Here is a 25,046-nt window from a genome sequence, read left to right as displayed (position 1 = left end):
CCCTTGGCAGGAGTTCCCTGCACAAGTCACAAAGAGACTTGCCCCACACCTCCCAAGCACGTACCATCTTTATAAAATGAGGAAAAGACTTTACAAATAAACACCACAAACAATTGCATATACAGGAAAAGCCATGCACAAGCCTGCAAGCTCCCCCTTGCGCCGACTCATACTAAAGGCCACACTTATACTGCCTTTCCTTGTCGGCATTCCACAAAAAATCTTTGCATCACTTCAAAAACGTTTTCCAACCCGGACAGTGGATGACCACGTCCCTTCCTTTTCTCCTGAAACTGGAAATCTCCGCACCAGAGACGGAAAAAGCTTTCCCTATGAACTGCTCCTTGACGGTCTGGTCAAAACTTCTGTCACCTTCAGATATTCTGAACTTCTTTCGCTTCCCCAGCACGAACAGACCTCGGATTTTCACTGCGTCGAAGGCTGGTCTGTTGAGGATGTCATCTGGCAGGGAATAACTCCAGCCGAACTGTTTTCACACCTTGAAATTTTGCCCGAAGCGCAATTCTGTGTCTTTCATTCTCTTGGGGCAACTCCCAACGGTCCCGGCGGTCTCAAGTATTACATAGAATCGCTCCCCCTGAGCACACTTTTGGACCCCAAACAGGAATGTCTTTTTGCGCTCAAAATTGACGGAGAGCCTCTGCTCCCGGAGCGTGGCGCCCCCCTTCGTGTTATTGCCCCATATCAGCTGGCCTATAAAAGCAGTAAATTTGTGCACCGCATAAGTTTTAGCGAAAAGAAGCAGGACGGGTGGTGGACTGTTGCCAATCCCATTTATCCATGGGATGCCCCTGTGCCCAAAAGCAGGCTTCGAAAACGCAATCCAGCATGATTCTTGAACTCCTCAGGCGCACAGGATATATCTGATTCATGAGTGAACACACGACCCTGTTGCCAGAAAACAGCCCGGAACTGACCCGGCGCGACCTGATCACCTTTGAGCATCTTTTGCAGGAACAGATCGCTGCCTTTCTCCCCTTCTCTTCATACAGCCTGTTTTTTCCCCGCTCTCTCGAAGGCGACGGGGCTTTTGCAGGACTTCGCGGCGGGCTTGCCGTCCATCTGCCCGATGAAGAAAAGGTCTTTCTCCCCCTCGCCTTTCATGGCCGGATGCTTGGCGTCTTTTCGGCCAGAGGCGTTGACCTTGAAGCCTCAGACTCTTTGCCCGGCTATCTTGCGGCCATGTCTGGGGCCTGCATGGAAAAACTCGCGCTCTACAAGGCCAGCATCACAGATCCGCTCACCCACTGCGCCAACCTCACCCATTTCTCCCGCACCATTGCCAGCGAGATACGCGCCATTCGTGACTGCATTCTTCCCGGCTCCAGCTCCTGCCTCAAAAACGGCAGCCCGGCCCAGAGTGCAGGCTTCGGCATTTTGCACATTGAACTGGCCAGCATGAAAAAATGGCAGCAGCGTTTTGGGTTCAGTTTTGGTGATCGCGCCCTCTGTCATGCGGCAAAAGTGCTCCAGGAACTGGCCCCGGAAGAAAGTGTCTGCGCCGCGCTCTCGGACCACTCTCTCGCCCTTTTTTGGCCCGGTGGAAGCAGTGTGGCCTGTCGCGAACTTGCCAGCACCCTTGCCTCCCGCCTCGCCTCTTTCAACATCACAGATACAATTTTAGAGCAGGAAGTCACCATCAGCGCCAGCGTTGGCTTCATTCAGTATCCAACCGACATGACCGGCAATGTTTTGCGTCAGACGGTTCGCGAACAAACAGGAATTTTGCTCACCCACGCCCGGCATGCCGCTGCGCACGCCACTCCCGGCGCCCCCTTTGCCTTCCCCCAGATTGTCAGTGAAGGTGGTCGAGTTCGCGCCTCTCTGCCCCTCAACCGGATTCAGACCAGCCTTGGTGCCGCTGTCGGCGCGCTCGAAGGCCAGCGTTTTCTTGTCTGGTCCAGTGACCACGGCGGTGAACCCGGCACTCCGTCCATGTACAAAGGCGAGATCATGCTCGTCGAAGTTCGCTCAGATTTTTCCATTGCCGACATCATGAACCTTTCCGACCCCGCATGGAGCATTGCCCCCGGCGACAGGCTTACTCTCGCCCCAGAACCGGAAGCAAGCCCCGCCCCACGTTCCGAAGACGGGCAGCCCCACACAGATGTTTTGACTGGTCTCCTCCAGTACAGGGACTTTCTCGATGCCTTCACGCAGCAGCGGGACGAGCATGACAAATTTGCCCTTCTCGTTTTACGTCTCCCTGACCCGCCAGAAGGCATTGCCACGGACAACACGGAAACCCAGCTTCGGGAACTCTCCGCTGTCTGTTCAGAAGTTTTTGGCGACAAAGGCCTTGGTGGACGTTTCACTGTCGGCAGTCTTATCTGGTTTCTCCCGGATTTCACCAATCGCCGCGCCCTTTCTCTCGCAAAAAAGCTTCACGAGCGTCTCTCTCACACGGATTTGCCCCTTCCCGCCATTGGCATCAGCGCATTCCCCTATTTAACTTTTTCCCGCGCCGACGCTCTGGAGAATGTGCAAAAGGCCCTGCATTACGCCCAGCTTCTCCCGGACCCGCATCGTGCCGTTCTCGACTCTGTTGGTCTCAACATTTCTGCGGACCGGCTTTTTGCCCAAGGACGCCTTTTCGACGCCATCGAAGAGTACAAGCTCGCCCTTCTCTCCGACCGCACCAACACCACCGCCCGAAATTCTCTCGGTATTTGTCTCGCCCGCATTGGTGAGCGGTCCAAGGCAAAACGACAGTTTCAGACCGTTATCAAGCGCGACAGCAAAGACCTTTTCGCGCAGTACAACTTTGGCTACGTCTGCCAAAAAATGCGCCAATTCCCCGCGGCTCACGACGCCTATCTCGCCTGCATCAGCATTGACCCCAAGCACATCTTCTCGCACATTCGCCTCGGTGAACTCGCACAGCGTGAAGGCAAGTACAAAAGCGCCCGGTCCTGGTTCAAGAAAGCCTCCCAGATCGCTGGCGGTGAGAAGCTCACCCGGCGCTATCTCGCCCGCCTCGCCCTCGCTCAGGGAAAACCCGACGAGGCCCGCGAGCATTTACATCAGGCTCTTATTCACGACCCCAAAGATGCCGTCTCTCTCCATCTCATGGCCAGACTCTATCTCGACAACGGCGAAGACCCGCAGATCGCCGAGGCTCTCGCGCGGCAATCCGCTGCACTCGCACCGCAGCAGCCCGCCTTCTGGAAGGAACTCGCCCGCGCACTCACCGCTCAAGGAAAAGCAGAAGAAGCTCACGTCGCTCTCGGACGCGCTCGCGCTATTGGATAGTGGGGAGAGAGGGCTTACGAGACTCCGTCTCGTGCTCTGCAAGGGGCGCGAGGGCGGGCGGGTGTTGTTTTATTGGGGCGCTGCCCCAAACCCTGCAAGGGGCGCTGCCCCTTGACCCCGCCCAAGGACGAGGCCCTTGGGAATCCCGCTATCGCCCAAAATTTAAGGGCCGGATGTGTGAAAGCCGCTGGCTTTCCCTTACATCCGGCCCTTAAATTTTGGCCTAGTGGGCGTCCCGTGTGTTCTTTTTCTTTGCGCCTCAACCCTTTCTTTCTGAACGCTCGCGTTCAGAAAGAAAATGGTGGCAACACGCAGAAGAGAAAGAAGCCGCTTTAGGCAGCCCCAACAAGTTTAAAAGCCGTGCAAGCGAAGCTTGCACGGCTTTTAAACTCGATGAGGATACGTAAGGGAATCATTCCCTTGGGCGGGGGTTTGGGGGCGGCGCCCCCAATTTTCTCCCTCCCATCCATCCAGCACTTCCGTGCTGAGGCTGGTCCCGGTTCTCTCCCCTCCCACCAATCCAGCCCTCGCGGGCTGGGGCAGGCCACAATCTTCTATAATTACTCAGTAGGAGCTTCCATCCACTGATTCACTTTGCGCAGCAGGAATTCATTCTGCTGCAAATCAGGGAGGATAGCGAGGATAAGACGCATGGGGTTAACATACTTCACACGCCAGTCAAAACGGAGAACGAGGGTTGTCGGAGCTGGTGACTCAAAACGGCCAACGATCTTCCTGATGTCGACAGTGCGTGGGCCTTTCTTGGTCTCGCGAGTCCACAAGATTTCGTCCTGCTCCATAGCCTTGTTCCACTGCTGAATCCACTGCGAGGCTTTCTCAGCATTGAGGAAATTCAAAACAAAGTCCTCGACAACGGGCTGAGGCTGCTTCTTGCCGAGAGAGAGCGGCTCAATACGAACAACATCAAAGCCTGCGGGCAACTCGGAAGAGAGACGGCGAGCAAGCTCACCAGCTTCCATAGGCTCACGCAGGAAGAGGTTGAACCACTCCTGCTCACTCTCGACGCCAACGGGGAGCGCCATGCCAAACGACATACGCGGAAGCGGATGGAACCCAGCAGAAAAACTCACTGGAATACGAGCACGACGCATCACACGCTCAAGCATGAGCTGCATTTCGACCTGCGAAACAAAACGGGAAAGTCCGAGCTTGGTGTGCCAGATGCGATAATGCGCTGCTTTTTCAGCGAGCTTTCCAAGAGACGGCGGCTTGGGCTTGCCACCCTTCTTGGACTGCTGCTGCACAGGCACCTCGTCGCGAACCGGCTCAACGCCATGAGGAGAAACCTGCGTTGTCGCATGCGTGTTGGACTCGGCAGTAGCGTCACACTGGTCACGATCCTTAAACACGACGCGCGGGTGAATTTCTTTCAGCTTGCCCTGACGCTCCAGCTCAGTCTTGCGGCCGTCCATGTTGCAGACGCCACAGTTTCGGCAGGCGTGATAGCGACAGTCAGGAGTCAGGCGAACTTCCCTGGCGCGCTTGAGTTCAGTCTGGAGATACTTCTTGCGTACACCGGAATGGAGATGATCCCACGGAAGCGGAGCGTTCTCGTCGCGAGCAGCAAGGAAATCCAAAGGCTCAAGCCCTGCGTCTTCCATTGCTTCAAGCCACGGCTCAAGGCGGAGCTTGTCCGTCCAGCTCGCAAACAGAGCACCCTTGCGATACGCAGCCTCAACAACCGGAGCGAGACGACGGTCACCACGAGAGAAAATACCTTCGAGGAAGCTCATTTCTGGCATGTGCCAACGCAGCTTGATGCGCTTGGTGCTGGCGATCTTGTCGCGCAGGTACTGCACACGCTCACGGACTTCGTCCATAGTCAGCTGCCGTTCCCACTGGAACGCGGTGTGCGGCTTGGGCACAAACGGAGAAACAGCGGCAGTCACCTGGAGGCGCTTCATATCCTTGCCTGCAACGTCACGAACCTTTTCACACAGCTCAACAATCGCGTCGAGATCTTCAAAGGTTTCTGTGGGAAGGCCAAGCATGAAGTACAGCTTGATGTTCTGCCAGCCGTTGTCGAAAAGTTTCTTGGCGTGAGTCAGAAGGCCCTCTTCGGTAACGCCCTTGTTGATGACGTCACGAAGGCGCTGGCTTCCTGCCTCTGGCGCAACAGTGGCACCAGTGCGGCGAATGCTTGCCATCAGCTCCATGATGCGCTCACTCACGGAACCAACGCGTAGGGACGGAAGGGAAATAGCGATCTGCTCACGGCGACAGCGGCTAAAACTCTGCTCGAACAAATGCTCAAGAGCAGAGTAGTCACCAGTAGAGAGTGACAGGAAAGAAAGATCTTCAAAACCAGTGGAGGCAAGGCCTTCCTGAATCAGGGCATCCAGAGTGTGCGGGTCGCGCTCACGTGCGGGACGGTACAGCACACCAGCCTGACAGAAACGGCAGCCACGGGTACAGCCACGAGCAATTTCAATAGCAAATCGGTCATGGATAGGCTGAGCAAAAGGCACAATGTGCTTTGTTGGGAATGGTGTTTTTTCCATATCCTCAACGATAGCCTTCTCCACAAAAGTATAGTCCTCAAAAAGAGGCTTTGGCTCAGTGTCTCCGCCCGGGCTTTCAAAGAAAGCAGGGACGTACACGCCCGGGATGTGGCGCATTTCTTCCAGCACTTCGCGACGGCTCATGCCCTGTCGCTTGGCTTTGCCCACGAAGTCCAGAACAGACATCTGCACTTCTTCACCATCACCAAGGATCATGAAGTCCATGAAATCTGCAATTGGCTCAGCATTGAAGGTACAGCCACCACCAGCCATAACAAGCGGAGCCTCGGAAAGCGGCAGCTCTGCGCGCTCGGCAGCCTTAATCGGAATGCCTCCAAGCTCCAGCATGAACAGGATATTGGTGTAGCACAGCTCGTGCGTCACGTGAAAACCAACAACGTCCATGTCTTTCAGAGGAGTATCGGACTCCATTGTACACAGCGGTTCGTCGTGATCGCGCAGGATCTGTGCAACGTCCTCGGACGGGGTAAAGACGCGCTCGGCCCAGAACTCTTTACGGTCATTGATAATACCGTACAGAATTTTCTGTCCAAGGTAAGACATGCCAACCTCATAAAGGTCAGGGAATGCCAGCGCCATACGCACCTCGACCAGCTCCGGCTTTTTATGAACAGAACCGGGTTCGGAACCAAGGTAGCGGCTAGGGCCGTTAAACAGTGGGAGTAAAGCTCGCATGAATTGCGCCTCCGGCAAAGAAATCGTCATCCCCGCAGAGTACCTGCCAAGGACAGCATTTCGTGGCTTTGCCACATAAAATATAAAAGAAAAAGGGCGACCTCAAGGTCGCCCCACATGCTTTCAGCTCAGGGCTGCTACTTTTTCAGCAGCTGAGAAAGATCGCTGACGTTGCCGCCACCCAGACCATTCAGGTCGCCGGGCTTTGCGAGTGTCAGGCTGGAAGTTGCCTCAATGTATTTGTTCTTCAAATCTTCGGGGCAATTCTTGTATTCGTAAATGACGTGATCCAGAGAAATCTCTGCATCAATCTCGTTATCAAAAGGATAACCGAACGGCAGAAGCATCATCTGAACGCCCTGCTGTGCAGGAACGGTCTGCAATACAGCAGCGTCTTTCAGAATGTTTGCCTCGGCATCGTATTTGCCGATAATCATCTCGCCGCTGATAATCTTCATAAGTCGGATATCATATGCCATGGGGAATATCTCCTTGGTGAAATTTCATGTGGAAAGTAGGGACTGCCCCCTACCCTGTCAAGAGCAGGAAATGAATCACTGCCAGTGCTCTGCCTTTCGCCCCGGCAAGCGCGACAGTTTATTCCGCTTTTGCCGCAAGCTGGTGCAGAAGCCTTTTTGCCAGCACAAGGTGCTCATCGCACTCAAGCGCCTTTTCCGCGCATTCACGCGCCCTGGCCTCATCCTTGGCCGCCGCGTAAAGTCGCGCCTCTCCAAGAAGTACCTGCGCCGTATCTCCAGACTCCCGCTGCACGCGTTCAAAGTATTTCATACCGCGTTTCACGTCTTTTGTCTGAACTGCCGCATCAAACAGCAACTCACTCGCTCGGCGGCTATTGGGATCAACCTCAAACGCCTTGCGCAGGTGTTCGAAGGACTCTGAATAGTACCCAGCACCCTGCAAGCGCTCCGCGATCAGCATAAACAGCGCGTCTTCATCAACATGCACGCTCACCGCCTCACGGAACAGCTCCTGCGCCTCCGCAATCTTTCCGTGCTCAAGTGCGTTGCTCCCGTTTATAAGCGCCCGGTCAATCTTCAACCGACGCTCTCGCGTCGCTTCAAAATCTTCCTTCTCTCGCTCATCACGCAAGGTCTTGAGCAATGGAAGAACCGCCATCAGCAGCTCCTTCTCTTGCCCCGCACTCCACGTCAGCGGCGAAGGATGAATCGTATTCACTTCACCTAGGCGGTTCAGCGTCGCTAAATTCTCGCGCAGCATGTTCCCTATCCGCTGCATATCAACAGAATGGATCTTATGCTGCATCATCACTTTTACACCTGCAACAAGTGCAGAAAGCCCCGCCAGCACTTCGTTTTTGCGCAGCGCTACCCGACAACGATTTAAATTCTGCTCAACAAGCTTCGAAGCCTTTGTCATCTCTCACCCTTTTTCGTCCATTCACCGCGCTCCGAATATCGGCCCGCTATCTGTTCGTATCTCCGCTCCATATCAACTTTACTCTATGTTTTACAAGTCATGGGTTACGAGACTCCGTCTCGTGCTCTGCAAGGGGCGCGAGGGTGGGCGGGGTGTTGTTTTATTGGGGCGCTGCCCCAAACCCTGCAAGGGGCGCTGCCCCTTGACCCCGCCCAAGGACGAGGCCCTTGGGAATCCCTTTTTTTTCGGCCTAATTAACTGGGTGTGTATTCTTTTTCTTTGCGCCTCAACCCTTTCTTTCTGAACGCTCGCGTTCAGAAAGAAAATGGTGGCAACACGCAGAAGAGAAAGAGGCTCTCGACGCTAGCCCCAACAAGTTTAAAAGCCGTGCAAGCGAAGCTTGCACGGCTTTTAAACTCGATGAGGATACGTAAGGGAATCATTCCCTTACGCGGGGTCCGGGGCTGGCCCCGGTTCTCTCCCCTCCCACCCATCCAGCACTAACGTGCTGGGGCTGACCCCCAATTTCCCGCTCTCATCACCAGTTCGCACGACACAAAAAAAGGCGCTTTGTGAAGCACAAAGCGCCGTAGGAAAATTTAAGGTCAAGGAATCCGGTGCAGCGGATCTAAAGGAGAGAGCTAGATTTTAGATTCTCTCATTTCGAGGATGTGATTGCACAACGTGTTGAGCATGCGAACGAGTTCGCGCTGGTCATCGTCCGAAAGACACGAGAAAGCGCGATCTGCGAGGTCCATGACAAAGGGCATAATTTCGCCACGAAGGGCGCGGCCTTTGGGCGTCAAAAAGATTTTGTACGTCCGGCGGTCTGCGGGATCTTTTTCTCGATGGACAATCCCCTTTCCTTCGAGCACATCGATCATGCGGGTAATGTTGGCAGTATCCTTAAAAGAAAGTTCTGCAAGTTCTTTCTGAGAGCGCCCCTCCTGCTCCCAGAGGTGACAGAGCAATGCCCACTGCTCACTTGTCACGTCAATGCCAGCTTCGCGCAGATAGCGTCGCAACTCAAATTTGATTGCCTTTCCAGTTCTGGCAATCACATACCCTGGATAATTCGCCAAAAAATATTTTTCATCGGCAGACATCATAGCTTTGCCCCCTACAGTGAGTGCTCACCCGTTTCCCGTGCAGAAACGGAAGAAGCTCCAACGCTCTGGCGGAGCTTTGCGCACTCTTTCTTCTTTAAAAAATGTGGAATGCTCGACAGATATGTTCTTGTGAGCAGAATAAAAATCCCCAAATTCTCCTAAGAAAGTCTCTCTATCAAATAATTATTGCGCTAACAACTGTAATAAACATACTTTATAAGGTCCTACCAAAACAGATACTTAGCTCACAAAGAGTAAAAATCTCTAGTAAACTGATATAGCTTCAACGTATCCATTGGCAAAAAAGAAAAAAGAAGACGTAGGAAAAAAAAATTCCGTGTTTGCAGAGCACTTCTCATTTAGAAGAGGCCCCAAAAAAGACGGCAATACAATAAAATGAAGTCATACTGCGGTGGGAAAAGGAAAAAGAAGAGAAAAACACGAGAACTGAGGAGTTACTCAAAAGCTCAAAAATTCTTCACCATTCAAAAAAATTCTTAATATTTTACACCAAGGTCCTCATTTTTTTTCATTCTCTTGACAGCAGCGCTTTGAGAATTAGTTAGTTTTCAAAATTTGTGTTGCTTTTGGAGGAGATAATGGCAAGTCAGGAAACAACTCATAGCTTTAAAGCTGAAATCACTCAGCTTCTCGACATCATCACCAACTCTATTTACACGAACCGCGACATTTTCCTTCGGGAACTCATTTCCAACGCATCCGATGCAATGGATAAGGTTCGTTTTCTCAGCTCCAAGGGCACCGAGCTGCTTGCTCCCGAAAAGGAGCTGCGGATCGATGTTGCCTGTGACAAAGACGCTCACAAAATTACCATTACAGATTCCGGCATCGGCATGAACGCCGAGGAGCTGGTCGCAAATATTGGCACCATCGCCCACTCCGGTTCTGCGGCCTTTATGAAGGAAGCAGCCGAGGGCGGCGAGCAGGCGGACTCTATCATTGGCCGCTTTGGTGTCGGCTTCTACTCTGTGTTCATGGTGGCAAAAAATGTTGTGCTGACAACGCGCTCCGCGACTCCCGGTTCCAAGACCATTGTCTGGGAATCCACGGGCACGGGTGAATATTCCATCACCGATGCTGGAGATGAGATGGACCGCGGCACCAAGATTGAGATTGAACTGAAGGAAAGCGCCTTTGAGTTCGCCAATCCAGAACGGCTCCAGAGCATCGTCCGCGAACATTCGAATTTTGTATCCTTCCCGATCTACGTGGACGGCGAGCAGGTGAATACCCAGCCTGCCCTGTGGCGCGAGCCAAAATTCCAGATCACTAAGGAACAGTATGCTGATTTCTACAAGTTCCTGACCTATGACAGCAAAGAGCCTCAGGACACCCTGCATATCAATGTTGATGCACCTGTGCAGTTCAACGCTCTGCTGTTCATCCCTGATTCCGAATCTGGACAGATGTTCTTTAATGATCCGGAAGCCTACGGTCTGGACCTGTACTCTCGCCGTGTACTGATTGACCGCCGTCACCGCGAACTTCTGCCACAGTACCTCGGATTCATCCGAGGCGTTGTAGACACCGAAGACCTTCCGCTGAACATCTCCCGCGAGACCTTGCAGGAAAATCTGCTCATCGGAAAAATCAGAACCACCATCACGAAGCAGATTCTTTCCCGCCTCGAAAAGATGGCCAAGGACGAGGCAGAGAAGTACACCACTCTGTGGAAGAACCATCACCGAGTCTTTAAGCTGGGCTACAGCGACTTTATGAACCGCGACCGCTTTGCAGGCCTGCTGCGCTTCAATTCTTCCGTGCATGAAGATGCTGAGGGCCTGTGCTCCCTGGAAGAGTACATTTCCCGCATGAAGGAAGGCCAGAAAGAGATTTATTATCTCTCTGGCAACAGCCGCGAAGCAATCCGCCTGAACCCGCACGGCGAAATTTTCCGCCGCAAGGGCATCGAAGTGCTGTACCTGTACGAGCCGACCGATGAGTTCATCATGGATTCACTGCGAGAGTTCAAGGAATGCAAACTTGTCTGCGCAGAACAGGCAGACCTGAAAAAGCTGGGTGAATTTGCTGACGCAGAAACGGCAGAGAGCGCACCAGAGGCTCTGTCTGACGACGACGCCAAGAACTTTGATGATCTGCTGAAAGCCATCAAGGATATTCTCGGTGAACGCGTCAAGGACGTCCGCGTCTCCGAGCGCCTGAACGATAGCCCGGCCTGCCTTGTCAGCCCAGACGGTTCCATCAGCTCCCAGATGCAGAAAATGATGCAGTACATGGCGCAGGACAGCACTCCGCCGGTCAAGGACTTTGAAATCAACCGTGACCACCCGCTGTGCCGCAACCTGCTGAAGATTTTCAAGGGCAACAGCTCTGACGACTTCCTGCAAAAAACAGTTGAGCAGCTTTTTGAGTCTGCACTTCTGCAGGAAGGCTACCTGAGTGACCCACATGCTCTGGTATCCAGAATGAATGAGATTCTGGAAAAGTCGAGCGACTGGTACACCGAAATCAAGCACCTCTAAGTTCTCTATAATGCATACAAAAGAGTCCCCAGCATCATATCTGGGGACTTTTTTTTGATCTTTAACGGCCGAAAGTGCGCACCAGTTCTTGATCTTCTGCTCTTTTTCGACAAAAGATAAAAAAAATTGACCTCCGTCTCTTCCCTCTGAACCATTTCGGACTTATAATATCGGAAATATTTTTGTTGCTGAGGAATCAACCTCAGAACCAAGCTCATCCGGGAGGTACTCCCATGTGGGATTACACCGATAAAGTGAAAGAATACTTCCTGGAGCCCAAGAACGCTGGGGCTCTTGAAGACGCGAATGCTATTGGTGAAGTGGGGAGTCTCGCTTGCGGCGATGCTCTCAAGCTTTACCTCAAAATAAATGACGAAGGTGTCATCGAAGACGCCTCTTTCCAGACTTTTGGTTGCGCAAGTGCCATTGCATCCAGCTCCGCTCTGACCGAGCTGCTCAAAGGCAAAACCGTTGCGGAAGTCGAACACCTGACCAACAAAGACATTGCAGAATTCCTCGGCGGCCTGCCCAAGGAAAAAATGCACTGTTCTGTCATGGGTGAAGAAGCCCTTCAGGCCGCCCTCGCCAACTATCGTGGCGAAAAAGCCCCAGAAAAAGAAAACGAAGGCGAAATCGTCTGTCACTGTTTCGGTGTTACAGACGTAACAATCCGTCGCGCCATCATGGAAAATGACATCAAGACAGTTGAAGACATCACCAACTTTACCAAGGCTGGTGGTGGCTGTGGCGAATGCCAGGGCCGTCTTGCTGAAATTCTTCAGGAAGTCCGCGGCGACATGGCAGCCTGCACAATGCCCGCAAGCGACGAGCCAAAAGCTCTGAGCAACGTGGAACGCATGCAGCGTGTGCTCATGGTCATCGAAGAAGAAATTCGCCCCAGCCTCAAGCAGGACGGCGGCGATATTCAGCTCGTTGACATTGTTGGTTCTGTGGTCAAAGTTTCCCTTCGCGGCGCATGCAGCAACTGCCCTGCCAGCAAGCTGACCCTGAGCGATTTTGTTGAGCGCACTCTGCGCGATCAGGTTGATTCTGAAATTACCGTTGAGGAGGTCTCCGCATGAGTGCCCCAAAAACCATTTACCTCGACAACAATGCAACATCTCAGGTCGCTCCCGAAGTCCTCGAAGAAATGCTTCCGTACTTCTCCGAGTTCTACGGCAACCCCTCCTCCATGCACCACTTTGGTGGACAGGTCGGCAGCAAGCTCGACGAAGCTCGCCAGCGTGTAGCTGACGCTCTGGGCTGCGAACCCGGTGAAATTATTTTTAATGCCTGCGGCACAGAAGGCGATAACACCGCCATCTATTCCGCACTGGAAGCCAATCCAGACAAGCGCCACATCATCACGACCCGTGTTGAGCATCCCGCAGTTCTGAACGTGGCTCAGCACTACGAGAAAAAGGGCTACGACGTCACCTATCTTGGCGTCGACGAGTATGGCCGTCTTGACCTTGACGAACTCAAGGCCAGCCTGCGCCCAGACACCGCCCTTGTTTCCGTTATGTTTGCCAACAACGAGACTGGCAACATTTACCCCATTCAGGAAATCGCTGAGATCGTCAAAGCCAACGGCTCCCTCATGCACACTGACGCCGTTCAGGCTATTGGCAAGGTCGACATCGACCTCAAAAAAATCCCCGTCGATTTTCTCGTGCTTTCCGGCCACAAGGTCCATGCTCCCAAGGGTATTGGTGTCCTGTTTGTCCGCCGTGGGACCCCGTTCCGCCCCTTCATGCTTGGAGGCCATCAGGAACGCGGTCGTCGCGCTGGTACAGAAAACGCCGCCAGCATCATCGGTCTGGGCAAGGCGCTTCAGATTGCCAAGGACAACATCGAGCTTGAAAATACTCGAGTAAAGGCTCTGCGCGACAAACTCGCCAATGGTCTGCTTGAGAGCATTCCTGACTCCCGTCTGAACGGCGACCCGGAAAACCGTCTGCCCAACACTGCGAACATTTCGTTCAAGTATGTTGAAGGTGAAGCTATCCTTCTGCTCATGGACCGCCTCGGTATCTGCGCCAGCTCCGGCTCCGCATGTACCTCCGGCAGCCTTGAGCCTTCTCACGTCCTCCGCGCACTCGGTGTTCCGTTCACCTTTGCGCACGGCTCCATCCGTTTTTCTCTCTCCCGCTACACAACAGAGGAAGAGGTCGACACGGTTCTGCGTGAGATGCCCGCCATCATTGAACGCCTTAGAAAACTTAGCCCATTCAAGAGCGACGACGACACGCTGCTGCCGCCCTGCACTTGCTAAAAAGGTACTCAGCTCATGAAGATCGCGAATGACGTGACAGAACTCGTGGGCAACACCCCTCTCGTCTTTCTCAACAAGGTGACAGAGGGCTGTGTTGCGCGGGTTGCTGCAAAGCTGGAATTTTTCAACCCCTGCGGCTCGGTCAAAGACCGAATCGGGGTCAATATGATTTTGACTGCCGAACAGCAGGGGAAAATTGGCCCCGGTGCCACCATTATTGAGCCAACAAGCGGCAACACCGGAATCGGTCTTGCCTGCATGTGTGCCGTTCGTGGCTACAAACTCATTCTCACCATGCCAGAAAGCATGAGCATTGAACGTCGGAAGCTTCTCGCAGGCTTTGGCGCAGAAATCGTGCTCACCAAGGCCTCTGGTGGTATGAGCAGCGCTATTGAAGAAGCGCACCGCCTCGCCGCAGAAATTCCCGGCTCGTTCATTCCGCTTCAGTTTGATAACCCGGCTAACCCAGCCATTCATGAATGCACTACGGCTCACGAAATCCTTGCGGATACCGACGAGTCCGTCGACATTTTCGTGGCTGGCGTCGGCACCGGAGGCACGCTCTCCGGAACCGGGAAAACTTTGAAAAAGCACATCCCTTCTGTGCGCATCGTTGCCGTTGAACCCTCCGACTCTCCCGTCATAAGTGGCGGAGCCGCAGGCCCTCACGGCATTCAGGGCATCGGTGCTGGCTTTGTCCCCAAAAACCTCGATGTCGACATCATTGACGAAGTCACAAAAATCGAGACTGAGGACGCACTTGCCATGGCCCGAAAACTCATGCACCAAGAAGGCATCTTATGTGGAATATCCGCGGGTGCAGCCGTTGCTGCCTCCGTGGAACAGGCCCGTCGGCCAGAAAACGCCGACAAACTTATTGTCACTATTATCCCCGATACCGGTGAACGGTATCTGAGCACCGCGCTGTTCACTCAGGACAGCTAGGTGAAAAGAGAGGAATTCATGGGCTTCATGGACAATGTCATTGACCAGCTCTGCATACCGAGCTCCTATGAGGGCGTATATCACAGCTCAAAGCGTCACGCCCCCATGCCTTCGGTCGAGACCCTGTCCGAGATTGTCAGCCGACTCCGCGCTGTCCTCTTTCCCGGCTATTTCGGCCACGCCGAAATCGAACCCGGAACCATGCGCTATCACATCGGCACCAACTTGGACAAAATTCACCGACTTCTTACCGAGCAGATCAACAGAGGACACTGTTTTCTCTGTACGCTCGATGACATGGACTGTGATGCCTGTGAACAGGAAGCCCAAGACATCTGTCGACGCTTCATCGATTCCCTCCCAGAACTTCGTCGCCTGCTCGTGACTGACGTTATGGCCGCCTTCGAAGGCGACCCCGCTGCCGTCGGTCCCGGTGAAACCATTTTCTGCTACCCAAGCATTACCGCTGTGACCAATTATCGCATTGCTCACCAGCTCCAGAATCTTGGCGTTAAACTGATTCCCAGAATCATCACAGAAATGGCACACTCCGTCACAGGTATCGATATTCACCCCGGTGCAACCATCGGCGAGCACTTCTTTATCGACCACGGTACCGGTACCGTCATCGGAGAAACCTGCATCATCGGAAACAACGTCCGCCTCTATCAGGGCGTTACACTCGGTGCAAAAAGCTTCCCCAAAGACGAAGAAGGCGTCCTCGTTAAAGGCATCGCCCGGCACCCCATCGTCGAAGACAACGTCATTATCTACTCTGGCGCAACCATCCTCGGACGCGTCACCATCGGTAAGGACGCCGTCATCGGCGGTAACGTCTGGCTCACCAGAGACGTCGCTCCCGGCTCCAGGGTTCTTCAGAACCCCGCCGACAATCACTAGGCTTCAAGCCCCCCGCTTCGGGGGGCTTTTTTTTATTGGGGCGCTGCCTCAAACCCGGCAAGGGCGCCGGGAGGGTGGGTTACGAGACTCTGTCTCGTGCTCTGCAAGGGGCGCTGCCCCTTGACCCCGCCCAAGGACGAGGCCCTTGGGAATCCCGCTATCGCCCAAAATTAAGGGCCGGATGTGTGAAAGCCGTTGGCTTTCCCTTACATCCGGCCCTTAATTTTGGCCTAGTGGCGTTTCCCGATTGCGTGTTCTTTTGCCTTTCCCAGAGCGCACTTCTTTTCTTTCTGAACGCTCGCGTTCAGAAAGAAAATGGTGGCAACGCACGGGAAAGAGAACGACTTTCTTTTCGTTTTCTCACCCAAGTTTGAATTTCATTCACGCGAAGCGTGGAGGGAATTCAAACTCGCTGAGGATACGTAAGGGAATCATTCCCTTACGCGGGGGTTTGGGGGCTGGCCCCCAATCTTCCCCCCCCATCCATCCATCCAGCGCTACAGCGCTGGGGCTGGCCCCCAATCTTCTCCACCCACCGGCCTCAACTTATTCCTCTTCCTCTGCCTCAGCCACAGACACAGCAATCTCGACGCGATTGCGACCATTCTGCTTTGCTTCATAGAGGGCAGCGTCGGCAGTAGCGATAAGATGCTCTTCGTCGTGGGCACAACAGGGGTAGCCACTGACGCCAATGGAAATTTTCACTTGAAGCCGCTGATTGGCACTGCGAACATGCATCCGATGCTCGACGAGACCGCGCAATTCTTCAGCGCGCCGAGCGGTAGCATCAAGAGAGGCACCGGGGAGGATCAGGACAAATTCCTCACCGCCAAATCGGCAGGCAATATCTTCGCGCCGACAAAAGGTACGAAGCGTTTCGCCGAGCTTCCGAAGCACCTCATCCCCAAGCTCATGCCCATAGGTATCGTTAAAAAACTTAAAATGGTCGACATCGAGAAGCATAATGCCGAGGGGGTCGCCATGCCGCTGTGCGCGGCTAAACTCACGGATAAGAGACGCTTCCATGTGCCGACGGTTGAAAAGACCTGTCAAAGGGTCCCGAATGGCCTGCTCCCGCAGAGAGTCTGCCATGCGTAAGTTGGACACAGTGAGGGCGGTATGACGGGCAACAATAGTGAATCGAATGCGCACTTCGTCAATGTATCGCTGTAACTCCAAATCTGACATCAGCTCTGTGCGGGGACTCAATTCAATAGTCACCCCCCCAAGGGTCTCCCCCGAGGCAATGAGCGGCAAACAGATGTACCCATACTTGGGTGCACGCTGAAAATGGCTGCAAATCCCGGACGGAGTGGCAAGCCGAGAAACCACATAAGGCGAGCCACTCTGTATAGCGCGGCAGGAATCTTTCTCATACAAATCCTGCTGACATTTCTCTTCTCCCCAGACGCTCACACACTCAAAAAGCTGAGACGAAGGGTTCAGGAGATGCACACAGCCGGAGGTGCCTGGGAAAAGATCCTTGGCAATCTTTGGGATATGCTCAAAAACCTGATGCTCGTGCTCGACGACGCGAAGCGAATCCATGAAATTAGCTAAACGCTCAGTGGCGGCAACACGCGTGTTGAGGGTGTCCAACGTATCCTGAAGCACTTTGTTGGAATCACGCAAACGCTCCCGAAAAGCGATACGCTTCCGGTTCACCTGAGCGGTGACGAGAGATGCGATTCCAACAATGACAATCACCATAATAACGGCAAGGACGTAAGACCTGTGAACTTTCCGTAAGAGAGAATTTTCTTCATTCTCGGAAAGGACAGAGAGAAGATACCAACGATGCTGATGCCCTTTGACGCCGAGCACTTCGATGTTGCGGGCAGTTGCGACCTTCTCAAGCTGCATCAAAATATCTTTTCTGGGGTCAATTGTCTGAAACGTGATAAACGCATCAGCTCCAATGAAGTGCCCGGCCTTGCGGTCCTGAATGTGCTCCCAGACCTCGGGATACTGCTGCGCAAAAGTCTGATGAGACTTCCCCGGATCCTGAGCATGAGCCATCCACTGGTGCGAATGCCCAGCTCCATAGAGCCAGTCGCCCTTGTCATTGAGCATGCAGAGTTCGCCGAGATAGTTCCCACTTCTTGCAGAAATTTCTTTGTAAATCTCCGAAGCAAAAACGTTTACCGCGAGATAGCCCGCACGAGTACCGTTCTTGCCGACAATGGGAACAATGAGCCGAAAAACAGGCTTAAACGGGACCTCAATTCCTCCAAACTCAACGTTAAAATCTACTGGGGAGAAAAAGAGTCCGTTATTCTTCAAGAGCTTTGAATACTGGAAATAATAGCGGGAGCTTTTGTCCTGTAACTCGTGAGGCGGAACAGCACGCGAAATACCTTTCGCAGAATTCACCCGAATGACTTCCTGCCCTGTGAGGCTCAAAATACGAATTTGATCGTAGCGGGTATTCACACGAGAAAAGTCGAGGAAGTGCCTAAGAAGCGGCTCATAATTAAACGCCAGCGCTCCGGACTGATCTCTTACGAGAGCAGTCTGGGCAACGTACTTCAAAAAAAGCACATCAGAAACAGTATCATTAATCTGAGCAGTCACACCATCCGCAGCGTCTTCAAGCCGGGCAGTTTCCCGGTCGTGAATTTGCTGCTTCATGAGCGACACATCGACCCAGCCAAGAATCAGCGTCGCAACAACGAGCAGAACTCCCATGAGGACAAAAAGCCACGGGTAATGCTCGACCAGCAACGTGAATGGCCCGTGGTCTTGATCTTGTGCTGTATCTTTTTTTTGATGGGAGTCAGTCATAGAGAACCCCAACCCTGCTGCATTTACAATAAAAAAAACGGAACCCCTGTTTTAAAGGATGAACTTCGCTCTTTTAAAAGTCAACGGCTTACTCCTCTCTCGCCTACATATTCCATATAATTTGTCATGATATTGCGTGAAGTTCCCTCTGCCTTGAGACAGCTTAGCTGTCACTTTACACAAATATTTATACTGTGATATTTTATACTCAGCTTTATATGCACACAGAGATGACAGCGAGCAGAGGCTTACACGGGAGAGATATGACACAGCACGACAAAAAACAGCTCACCTTGCGCATCCCTCACGAAATACACAAAAAAATGCGTATTCTCGCAGCTCTGAGCGACATGAACATGACGGAATACTTTATTGAGCTTGTCGACAGGGAATTTTCCCAACAGGTCAAAAAAACAGGACAGGAGCAGTTCACCCTGCCCCGTTGAGGTTTTATGCCACTCAAACTTGTGCACTCAAAGGAGCACACCGCAAAGCAGAGTCACATCACACTCAAAAGCTCAGTCGGTCCCGACCTGAGTTTCTCTGGCATCCTCTTTGCCAAGGCATCGTCATACGATGAAAAGACCCAGACCTTCACTTCCCAGAAAATCTTTCGCACCAGCGGTGGTGCTCATGCTATTTCCATCCTTTCCATCGGAGCAAAAGACAAAAGCTACCGAGCGTATTTCATAGACCGCCGAGGAGACACATGCCGCCTCTCAGACGGCATTACATCACTCACATTGCCTTTTGACAGCCTGATGCAACTGACCCAGGCACTCGCAAATTTTGAATTTTCTCGAGTAGACCACCAAAAAAGCCTCGCACGCACCTCGTTTGCACGCTGACTCGAAATCGTCACCAGAACGCCCTCAGCCGACAATACAGGCCGGGCATACCTTCTTTAACGAAAATAAAGGAGAAAAAAACATGACGATTATGACACCAGAAAACTACCAGTCCAGTGGAGACAGCATTGAGGTTCGCTGCCCTGTCTGTGGAGAAAAGCTTGCGGTTCCATTTGTTGCCTGCAAGCGCTACTCAGACATCTGCTTGAGCTGCTCCAGCCGCTATTCTATTCACATTTTTCAGGACGGAATGATTGTTGTGGAATAGCCCCTGAATGCAGTAATCGGGATTGCCTTCCGAAACAAAGCGGCTTACACAACTCCGGTCATGCAAACCCGTATTCTGAAAGCCAATATACTGCTTCTGCTTACAGCAGCCATCTGGGGTTCTGGTTTTGTTGCCCAGCGCTCCGGTATGGATTACGTCGGCCCAATGACCTACAGCGCATTGCGCTTTGGCATTGGGGCCTTGTCCCTCACTCCACTTTTGTGGCTCAACTCCCGAAAAGGCATTCCTGTCCTGAGTCAGGGTGTTGATAAAAAATTCATCTTCCTCGCGCCATGCCTCACGGGGCTGGCCCTTTTTGTTGGTATCAGTCTCCAGCAGATTGGTCTGCTCCACACCACCGCAGGAAAAGCAGGCTTTATTACAGGTCTGTATGTCGCACTCGTCCCCATCCTCGGCCTTTTTGTAGGTCTTCGCCCCGGTTTTGGTGGCCTTTTTGGACCACTCATCTGTGCCGCAGGACTCTATTTTATTTCTGTCACCAAAGACTTTACTCTCGCGACCAGCGACGCCCTGATTATTATCAGCGCCTTTGCCTGGGCTATTCAGGTTCTGCTACTCGGCTGGCTTTCCCCAAAAATCGACGGAATCCGCCTTGCCTTTGGGCAATTTCTGGTGTGCTCGGTGCTCAGTCTTTTCTGCGCTCTCGCCTTTGAGACTCTCCCCATCCAGGGCATTCTCGATGGCTGGTTCCCCATTGTCTACGGTGGTGTCATGCCCGTGGGTGTCGCCTTCACACTTCAGGTCATCGCCCAGAAAGATTCCCCGCCCGCACACGCCGCGACAATCCTCAGCATGGAAGCGGTATTTGCTGCCGTCGGCGGCTGGCTTATTCTTGGCGAAACCCTGTCCTCCAGAGCACTTCTCGGTTGTTCACTTATGCTCGCAGGTATGCTCATTGCCCAGCTTTGGCCAAAAGCAGACAAGGCACGTTAACACCTCGCACAGGTCGCTTTTTTCAGCTACCATGACGGGACATCGCACAAAATCAAAGGGCTTTTCATCCTGCAAAAAAACAGGGTAAAAAGCCCAGTACACAAGGCGTTCAGCCCCGTGCACGTTTGACCAGTTCCTGAATTTTCCGTATCACGAGCTACTCGCAGAGTATGCCACGTTCTTTTCACGCTATGCCGTGGCTCCTGCGACTCTTTTTATAAAAATTTCGGGGTATGAACCCCGCCAACGAATTGTATATACAGAGGAAAGAACATGGCAGAGCCAGAAAACAACGAAACCGGACGCGTTAAGCATTTTATCCGGGCTATCATTGACGAGGACCTTGCAGCAGGAAAAGTGAAGCACATCGCAACACGTTTTCCTCCGGAGCCTAACGGCTACCTGCACCTTGGACATGCAAAATCCATTTGCCTCAACTTCGGCCTCGCCCAAGAATACAATGGCACCTGCAACCTGCGCTTTGACGACACAAACCCCGTCAAAGAGGATGTCGAATACGTCGAATCCATCAAGCAGGATGTCCACTGGCTCGGCTTCGACTGGGCTGATCGCCAGTTCTTTGCTTCTGACTATTTCGAGAAGCTCTACGCCTTTGCTGTTGAGCTGATTAAAAAAGGAAAAGCCTACGTAGACGAGCTGTCTGCCGAGGAGATTCGCGAGTATCGCGGCACCCTCACCAAACCCGGCAAGAACAGCCCGTACCGCGACCGCTCTGTCGAAGAAAATCTCGACCTCTTTGAGCGCATGCGTGCTGGTGAATTCGAGGAAGGTTCCCACGTTCTCCGCGCAAAAATCGACATGGAGAACCCCAATCTCGTCCTCCGCGACCCAACCCTGTATCGCATTCGAAAAGTCAACCATCACCGCACTGGTGATGCATGGTGCATTTATCCCATGTATGACTTTGCGCACTGCCTCTCCGACGCCATCGAAGGCATTACGCATTCTGTCTGCACCCTCGAATTCGTGAACAACCGCCCGCTGTATGACTGGGTTCTCGATACTCTGGAGCTGGCCCCCCGCCCGCATCAGTACGAGTTCGCCCGCCTCAACCTGAACTACACCGTGCTCTCCAAGCGCAAGCTCATCCAGCTCGTGCAGGACAAGCACGTCTCTGGCTGGGACGACCCGCGCATGCCAACCATTAGCGGCATCCGCCGTCGTGGCTATCCCGCCGCAGCAGTTCGCGAATTCTGCGAACGCATCAGCGTTTCAAAAGCTGACAGCACTGTCGACATCGCCCTTTTGGAGCACTGCGTCCGCGAAAGCCTCAATGAGACTGCGCCCCGCGTTCTCGGCGTCCTCAATCCCCTCAAGGTCGTTATCACCAACTACCCCGAGGATCAGGAAGACGTCTTTGAGATGCCGTTCATGCCTGACAACGAAGAAATGGGCACCAGAAAGGTCCCCTTCTCTCGCGAAATTTACATCGAACGTGACGACTTCATGGAAGACGCTCCCAAAAAGTTCTTCCGTCTTGCACCCGGCAAGGAAGTTCGTCTGCGTTTTGCCTATTACATCACCTGCGACGAGGTCATTAAGGACGAAAACGGCGAAGTTATTGAGCTTCACTGCTCCTACGACCCCGCAACAAAGGGCGGCTGGTCCAACGACGGCCGCAAGGTCAAAGGCACTCTGCACTGGGTCAGCGTCAAGCATTCCCTGCCAGCAGAAGTCCGCCTTTATGACCACCTCTTTAGCGCTGAGGACCCCATGAAAGTCGAAGAAGGTCAGGACTTCACCTCGAACCTGAACCCAGACTCCCTCACCGTCCTCACAGACTGCCGCGTCGAGCCTGCCGTTAAAGAATTTACTCCCGGTATGGTTTGCCAGTTCGAACGCAAAGGCTACTTCTGCGCCGACATCAAGGAATCTACTCCCGATCACCTCGTGTTTAACCGCACCTCCAGCCTTCGTGACTCCTGGGCTCGCATTCAGAAGAACATGAAGAAGTAAGAACTATTGGGACGCGGTCCCAAGCTCTGCAAGGGGCGCGGGGCGGGTGATGTTGTTTTATTGGGACTCCGTCCCAAACCCTGCAAGGGGCGCTGCCCCTTGACCCCGCCCAAGGACGAGGCCCTTGGGAATCCCGATTTCGCCCGAAATAAAAGGGGCCGGATGAGTGAAAGCCGTTGGCTTTCCCCTTCATCCGGCCCCTTTTTTTCGGCCTAATTAACTGCACGTATGTTCTTTTTCTTTGCGCTCCAGCCCTTTCTTTCTGAACGCTCGCGTTCAGAAAGAAAATGGTGGCAACGCACGGGAAAGAGAAAGAGCTTCTTTACGCCATTCTCACCCAAGTTTGAATTTCATTCACGCGAAGCGTGGATGGAATTCAAACTCGATGAGGATACGTAAGGGAATCATTCCCTTACGCGGGGGTTTGGGGGCTGGCCCCCAACTTCCCTCTCCCACCCATCCAGCCCTCACGGGCTGGGCAGGCCCCCAATTATCTCCACTCATCCAGTCCTCATTTTCCTCACCTGCCAGCCACGACTTGACAGTTCAGAAAACCCTCCATAATGAACATATGAACAACTGTTCACATGTTCATCAAAGGACAAACACATGTCGAAAGACGAATGCGAAGTATTCTGTGTACACGATGACGTCGTGGCGCACGTCGCGAAAAAAATGCCTGAAGCGGAGACGTTTGAAGGGCTAGCGAACCTGTTCAAGGCACTGGGCGATCCAACGCGTGCTCGAATCCTGTACGCACTTTCAGTGCAGGAGCTGTGCGTGTGCGACATCGCAAACATCCTTGAAATGAGTTCGTCGGCGGTATCTCACCAGCTCCGCCTGCTGCGACACGCCAAGCTCATAAAAAACAGAAGGGCGGGTAAATCCGTTTTCTATACACTTGATGATAACCACGTACGCCACCTCTTTGACCAGGGCCTGTCCCATGTCATGGAAGAGCGCAACAGCACGACACGGAGGAATGACTCTGAATGGCTTTTCTAACAACATTTGCTCATGACACCTGGGTAATACTGAACGAATCCGCGCCATACGTCCTGCTCGGATTCTTTGTTGCGGCGCTGGTAAAGACCTTTGTCCCTGACGACTTTGTTGTGCGCCACCTTGGCAAAGAATCCTGGAGTTCAGTGTTCAAGGCTTCGATACTTGGCGTTCCGCTTCCGCTGTGCTCCTGTGGTGTTATCCCCGCAGCAACGGGACTCAGAAAACAGGGTGCAAGCCGAGGTGCAACAACGGCGTTCCTGATTTCAACGCCAGAAACCGGGGCCGATTCCATCGCGGTAACATGGGCACTGCTTGACCCTGTCATGACCATTATGCGTCCGCTGGCAGCCTTTGTGACAGCCTCTGTCGCAGGCCTGCTTGCGAATGTCATCCCGGAAAAAAAGAGCGAGGCGCCAGCCTTTGAAACTATTTTCCCAATGGCGGAAAAGCCTGCGCCCCATACCCATGACAGCCACGACAACTGCTCGTGCTCCGATTCTGACGCAGGATGCGGATGCAGCTCTGGCTGCGGCTGCCATAGCACCACCGAAGAGATGAAAAGCACACCGCTCGCCAAACGCTTTAAGGGGGGAATGGAATTCGCATTTGGCGAAATGCTCTCTGATATCGGCGTTTGGCTGCTGGGCGGCATCCTCGTCGCGGGCCTGATTGGAGCACTTATTCCTGATGGCTTCTTTACAGAAATGCTCGGCGGCGAATGGACATCTCTGCTTGTCATGCTCGTCTTTGGCGTTCCACTCTATGTCTGCGCCACTGCGTCCACTCCCATCGCAGCGTCACTTGCACTCAAAGGCCTGTCACCGGGAGCAGCACTCGTCTTCCTGCTGGCGGGGCCTGCAACAAATGCCGCAACTATCGCTGTTGTCTCGCGAGTGCTCGGCAAAAAAGCCGTCAGTATTTACCTTGGGTCCATTGCCATATGCTCACTGGGACTTGGCTGGCTCACCAACAAAATTTACGCATCACTGGGAATGGACATAACCTCGTGGGTGCGCGAAACACATATCGATGAAGTCACGCCATTCAGTATTGTCTGCGTTGTTGTACTTCTAGCTCTTGTGTTCCGAAGCCTCAGAAAAAAACATGTACACTAAGCACGTTCGGACGGGGACTCTCCAGGGAGTTCCCGTCTTTTTTTCGTCCAGCATCTTTTTTTGCAGGGAATAATTGACATCGGGAAAAGAGGTCTTAGTTATAGATGTACGACAGGAGCAATCCTGATAGCATACAAGGACCAAGAACTTCACCGGAGGGTATGTGCGACACGAGGACAAAGCCCATAACAGGCGTACTGAGACGCCCTTTCGGAACCCTGCCGCGCAAGGTTACCCGCCGGACTGACAGCATGTGACTGGTCCGAGGACCGCTGGAGCACCAGCATAGCGCATGAAACGGCGGGTTCTTTTTTGTTCTGTAGACAGCGATGATTCGCTGTTTTTTTTTGCCCAAAATTCACGCCCGGCACACGCGTCCAGCCACGAAGGGCGCAGGCTCCATGTGGATTCTGGCCCGCTTTTCGTGTACCACATTTCAAGGACACGTCTCTGCAACGGAAACCGGGAAAACA

At 53.1% G+C, this 25,046-nt stretch carries 20 protein-coding genes; 14 read left to right on the top strand and 6 right to left on the bottom strand.

Annotated elements, in window-relative coordinates; genetic code table 11:
* The first annotated feature begins 133 nt into the window (after positions 1–133).
* Both B5D23_RS12010 and B5D23_RS12005 read left to right on the top strand, forming a co-directional pair.
* Positions 134–853: a molybdopterin-dependent oxidoreductase gene (locus B5D23_RS12010; RefSeq protein WP_078685690.1), complete on the top strand. Its 720-nt coding sequence runs from the start codon at positions 134–136 to the stop codon at positions 851–853.
* Between the two features lie 38 nt (positions 854–891).
* The gene (locus B5D23_RS12005) at positions 892–3,273 is read left to right on the top strand and encodes a tetratricopeptide repeat protein (RefSeq protein WP_078685689.1); all 2,382 of its coding nucleotides are present in this window, start codon (positions 892–894) and stop codon (positions 3,271–3,273) included.
* Positions 3,274–3,833: 560 nt separating this feature from the next.
* Here B5D23_RS12005 and B5D23_RS12000 read toward each other — a convergent pair.
* The 4 genes from B5D23_RS12000 to B5D23_RS11985 all read right to left on the bottom strand — a co-directional run bounded on the left by B5D23_RS12000 (position 3,834) and on the right by B5D23_RS11985 (position 8,998).
* Positions 3,834–6,491 carry a TIGR03960 family B12-binding radical SAM protein gene (locus B5D23_RS12000; protein ID WP_078685688.1) on the bottom strand — a complete coding sequence of 886 codons (2,658 nt, stop codon included), beginning with the start codon at positions 6,489–6,491 and terminating at the stop codon, positions 3,834–3,836.
* Positions 6,492–6,628: 137 nt separating this feature from the next.
* Entirely contained in the window at positions 6,629–6,970 is a 342-nt protein-coding gene (locus tag B5D23_RS11995) for a hypothetical protein (protein WP_078685687.1), read from the bottom strand.
* 118 nt (positions 6,971–7,088) lie between these two features.
* Entirely contained in the window at positions 7,089–7,889 is an 801-nt protein-coding gene (locus B5D23_RS11990) for a tetratricopeptide repeat protein (RefSeq protein WP_078685686.1), read from the bottom strand.
* A 641-nt stretch (positions 7,890–8,530) separates the two neighbouring features.
* Complete coding sequence (locus B5D23_RS11985; protein WP_078685685.1) at positions 8,531–8,998, bottom strand: MarR family winged helix-turn-helix transcriptional regulator; 468 nt, start codon at positions 8,996–8,998, stop codon at positions 8,531–8,533.
* 599 nt (positions 8,999–9,597) lie between these two features.
* On the opposite strand from B5D23_RS11985, the gene htpG reads away from it, so the two are divergent.
* The 5 genes from htpG (at position 9,598) to epsC (ending at position 15,622) form a co-directional block, all read left to right on the top strand.
* Positions 9,598–11,502, top strand: a complete 1,905-nt coding sequence (gene htpG, locus B5D23_RS11980; RefSeq protein WP_078685684.1) for a molecular chaperone HtpG — start codon at positions 9,598–9,600, stop codon at positions 11,500–11,502.
* Between the two features lie 233 nt (positions 11,503–11,735).
* On the top strand, positions 11,736–12,584 hold the full coding sequence (gene nifU / locus B5D23_RS11970; protein ID WP_078685682.1) for a Fe-S cluster assembly protein NifU: 849 nt from the start codon (positions 11,736–11,738) through the stop codon (positions 12,582–12,584).
* Positions 12,581–13,777, top strand: coding sequence for a cysteine desulfurase NifS (gene nifS, locus B5D23_RS11965; protein WP_078685681.1), 1,197 nt, complete (start codon positions 12,581–12,583; stop codon positions 13,775–13,777). The genes nifU and nifS overlap by 4 nt, the downstream gene beginning before the upstream one ends.
* Positions 13,778–13,792: 15 nt before the next feature.
* Positions 13,793–14,722 (top strand): cysteine synthase A, encoded by a 930-nt coding sequence (cysK, locus tag B5D23_RS11960; RefSeq protein WP_078685680.1) that lies wholly within the window; start codon positions 13,793–13,795, stop codon positions 14,720–14,722.
* Between the two features lie 18 nt (positions 14,723–14,740).
* Positions 14,741–15,622 (top strand): serine O-acetyltransferase EpsC, encoded by an 882-nt coding sequence (gene epsC, locus B5D23_RS11955; RefSeq protein ID WP_078685679.1) that lies wholly within the window; start codon positions 14,741–14,743, stop codon positions 15,620–15,622.
* Positions 15,623–16,168: 546 nt separating this feature from the next.
* On the opposite strand, the gene B5D23_RS11945 is transcribed toward epsC, so the two are convergent.
* Positions 16,169–18,406 (bottom strand): sensor domain-containing diguanylate cyclase, encoded by a 2,238-nt coding sequence (locus B5D23_RS11945; protein ID WP_078685677.1) that lies wholly within the window; start codon positions 18,404–18,406, stop codon positions 16,169–16,171.
* A 263-nt stretch (positions 18,407–18,669) separates the two neighbouring features.
* Here B5D23_RS11945 and B5D23_RS11940 point away from each other — a divergent pair, with 263 nt between their 5' ends.
* The 7 genes from B5D23_RS11940 (at position 18,670) to B5D23_RS11910 (ending at position 24,573) form a co-directional block, all read left to right on the top strand.
* Positions 18,670–18,852, top strand: coding sequence for a hypothetical protein (locus tag B5D23_RS11940; RefSeq protein WP_078685676.1), 183 nt, complete (start codon positions 18,670–18,672; stop codon positions 18,850–18,852).
* Between the two features lie 6 nt (positions 18,853–18,858).
* On the top strand, positions 18,859–19,254 hold the full coding sequence (locus tag B5D23_RS11935; RefSeq protein ID WP_078685675.1) for a hypothetical protein: 396 nt from the start codon (positions 18,859–18,861) through the stop codon (positions 19,252–19,254).
* 82 nt (positions 19,255–19,336) lie between these two features.
* Positions 19,337–19,522, top strand: coding sequence for a hypothetical protein (locus B5D23_RS11930; RefSeq protein WP_078685674.1), 186 nt, complete (start codon positions 19,337–19,339; stop codon positions 19,520–19,522).
* 60 nt (positions 19,523–19,582) lie between these two features.
* The gene (locus tag B5D23_RS11925; RefSeq protein ID WP_078685673.1) at positions 19,583–20,476 is read left to right on the top strand and encodes a DMT family transporter; all 894 of its coding nucleotides are present in this window, start codon (positions 19,583–19,585) and stop codon (positions 20,474–20,476) included.
* A gap of 273 nt (positions 20,477–20,749) precedes the next feature.
* Positions 20,750–22,453 carry a glutamine--tRNA ligase/YqeY domain fusion protein gene (locus B5D23_RS11920; RefSeq protein ID WP_078685672.1) on the top strand — a complete coding sequence of 568 codons (1,704 nt, stop codon included), beginning with the start codon at positions 20,750–20,752 and terminating at the stop codon, positions 22,451–22,453.
* Positions 22,454–23,062: 609 nt separating this feature from the next.
* The gene (locus B5D23_RS11915) at positions 23,063–23,458 is read left to right on the top strand and encodes an ArsR/SmtB family transcription factor (RefSeq protein ID WP_078685671.1); all 396 of its coding nucleotides are present in this window, start codon (positions 23,063–23,065) and stop codon (positions 23,456–23,458) included.
* On the top strand, positions 23,446–24,573 hold the full coding sequence (locus B5D23_RS11910) for an SO_0444 family Cu/Zn efflux transporter (RefSeq protein WP_078685670.1): 1,128 nt from the start codon (positions 23,446–23,448) through the stop codon (positions 24,571–24,573). The genes B5D23_RS11915 and B5D23_RS11910 overlap by 13 nt, the downstream gene beginning before the upstream one ends.
* Before the next feature lie 231 nt (positions 24,574–24,804).
* Here B5D23_RS11910 and B5D23_RS15080 read toward each other — a convergent pair whose 3' ends face one another.
* Positions 24,805–25,008: a hypothetical protein gene (locus tag B5D23_RS15080; RefSeq protein ID WP_159445991.1), complete on the bottom strand. Its 204-nt coding sequence runs from the start codon at positions 25,006–25,008 to the stop codon at positions 24,805–24,807.
* Positions 25,009–25,046 lie beyond the last annotated feature (38 nt).

It is taken from the genome of Desulfobaculum bizertense DSM 18034 (genome assembly GCF_900167065.1).
Classification (GTDB): Bacteria; Desulfobacterota; Desulfovibrionia; order Desulfovibrionales; family Desulfovibrionaceae; genus Desulfobaculum; species Desulfobaculum bizertense.
Note: the sequence above shows the minus strand (reverse complement) of the source record. Positions and strands in the feature narration are given on the sequence as shown.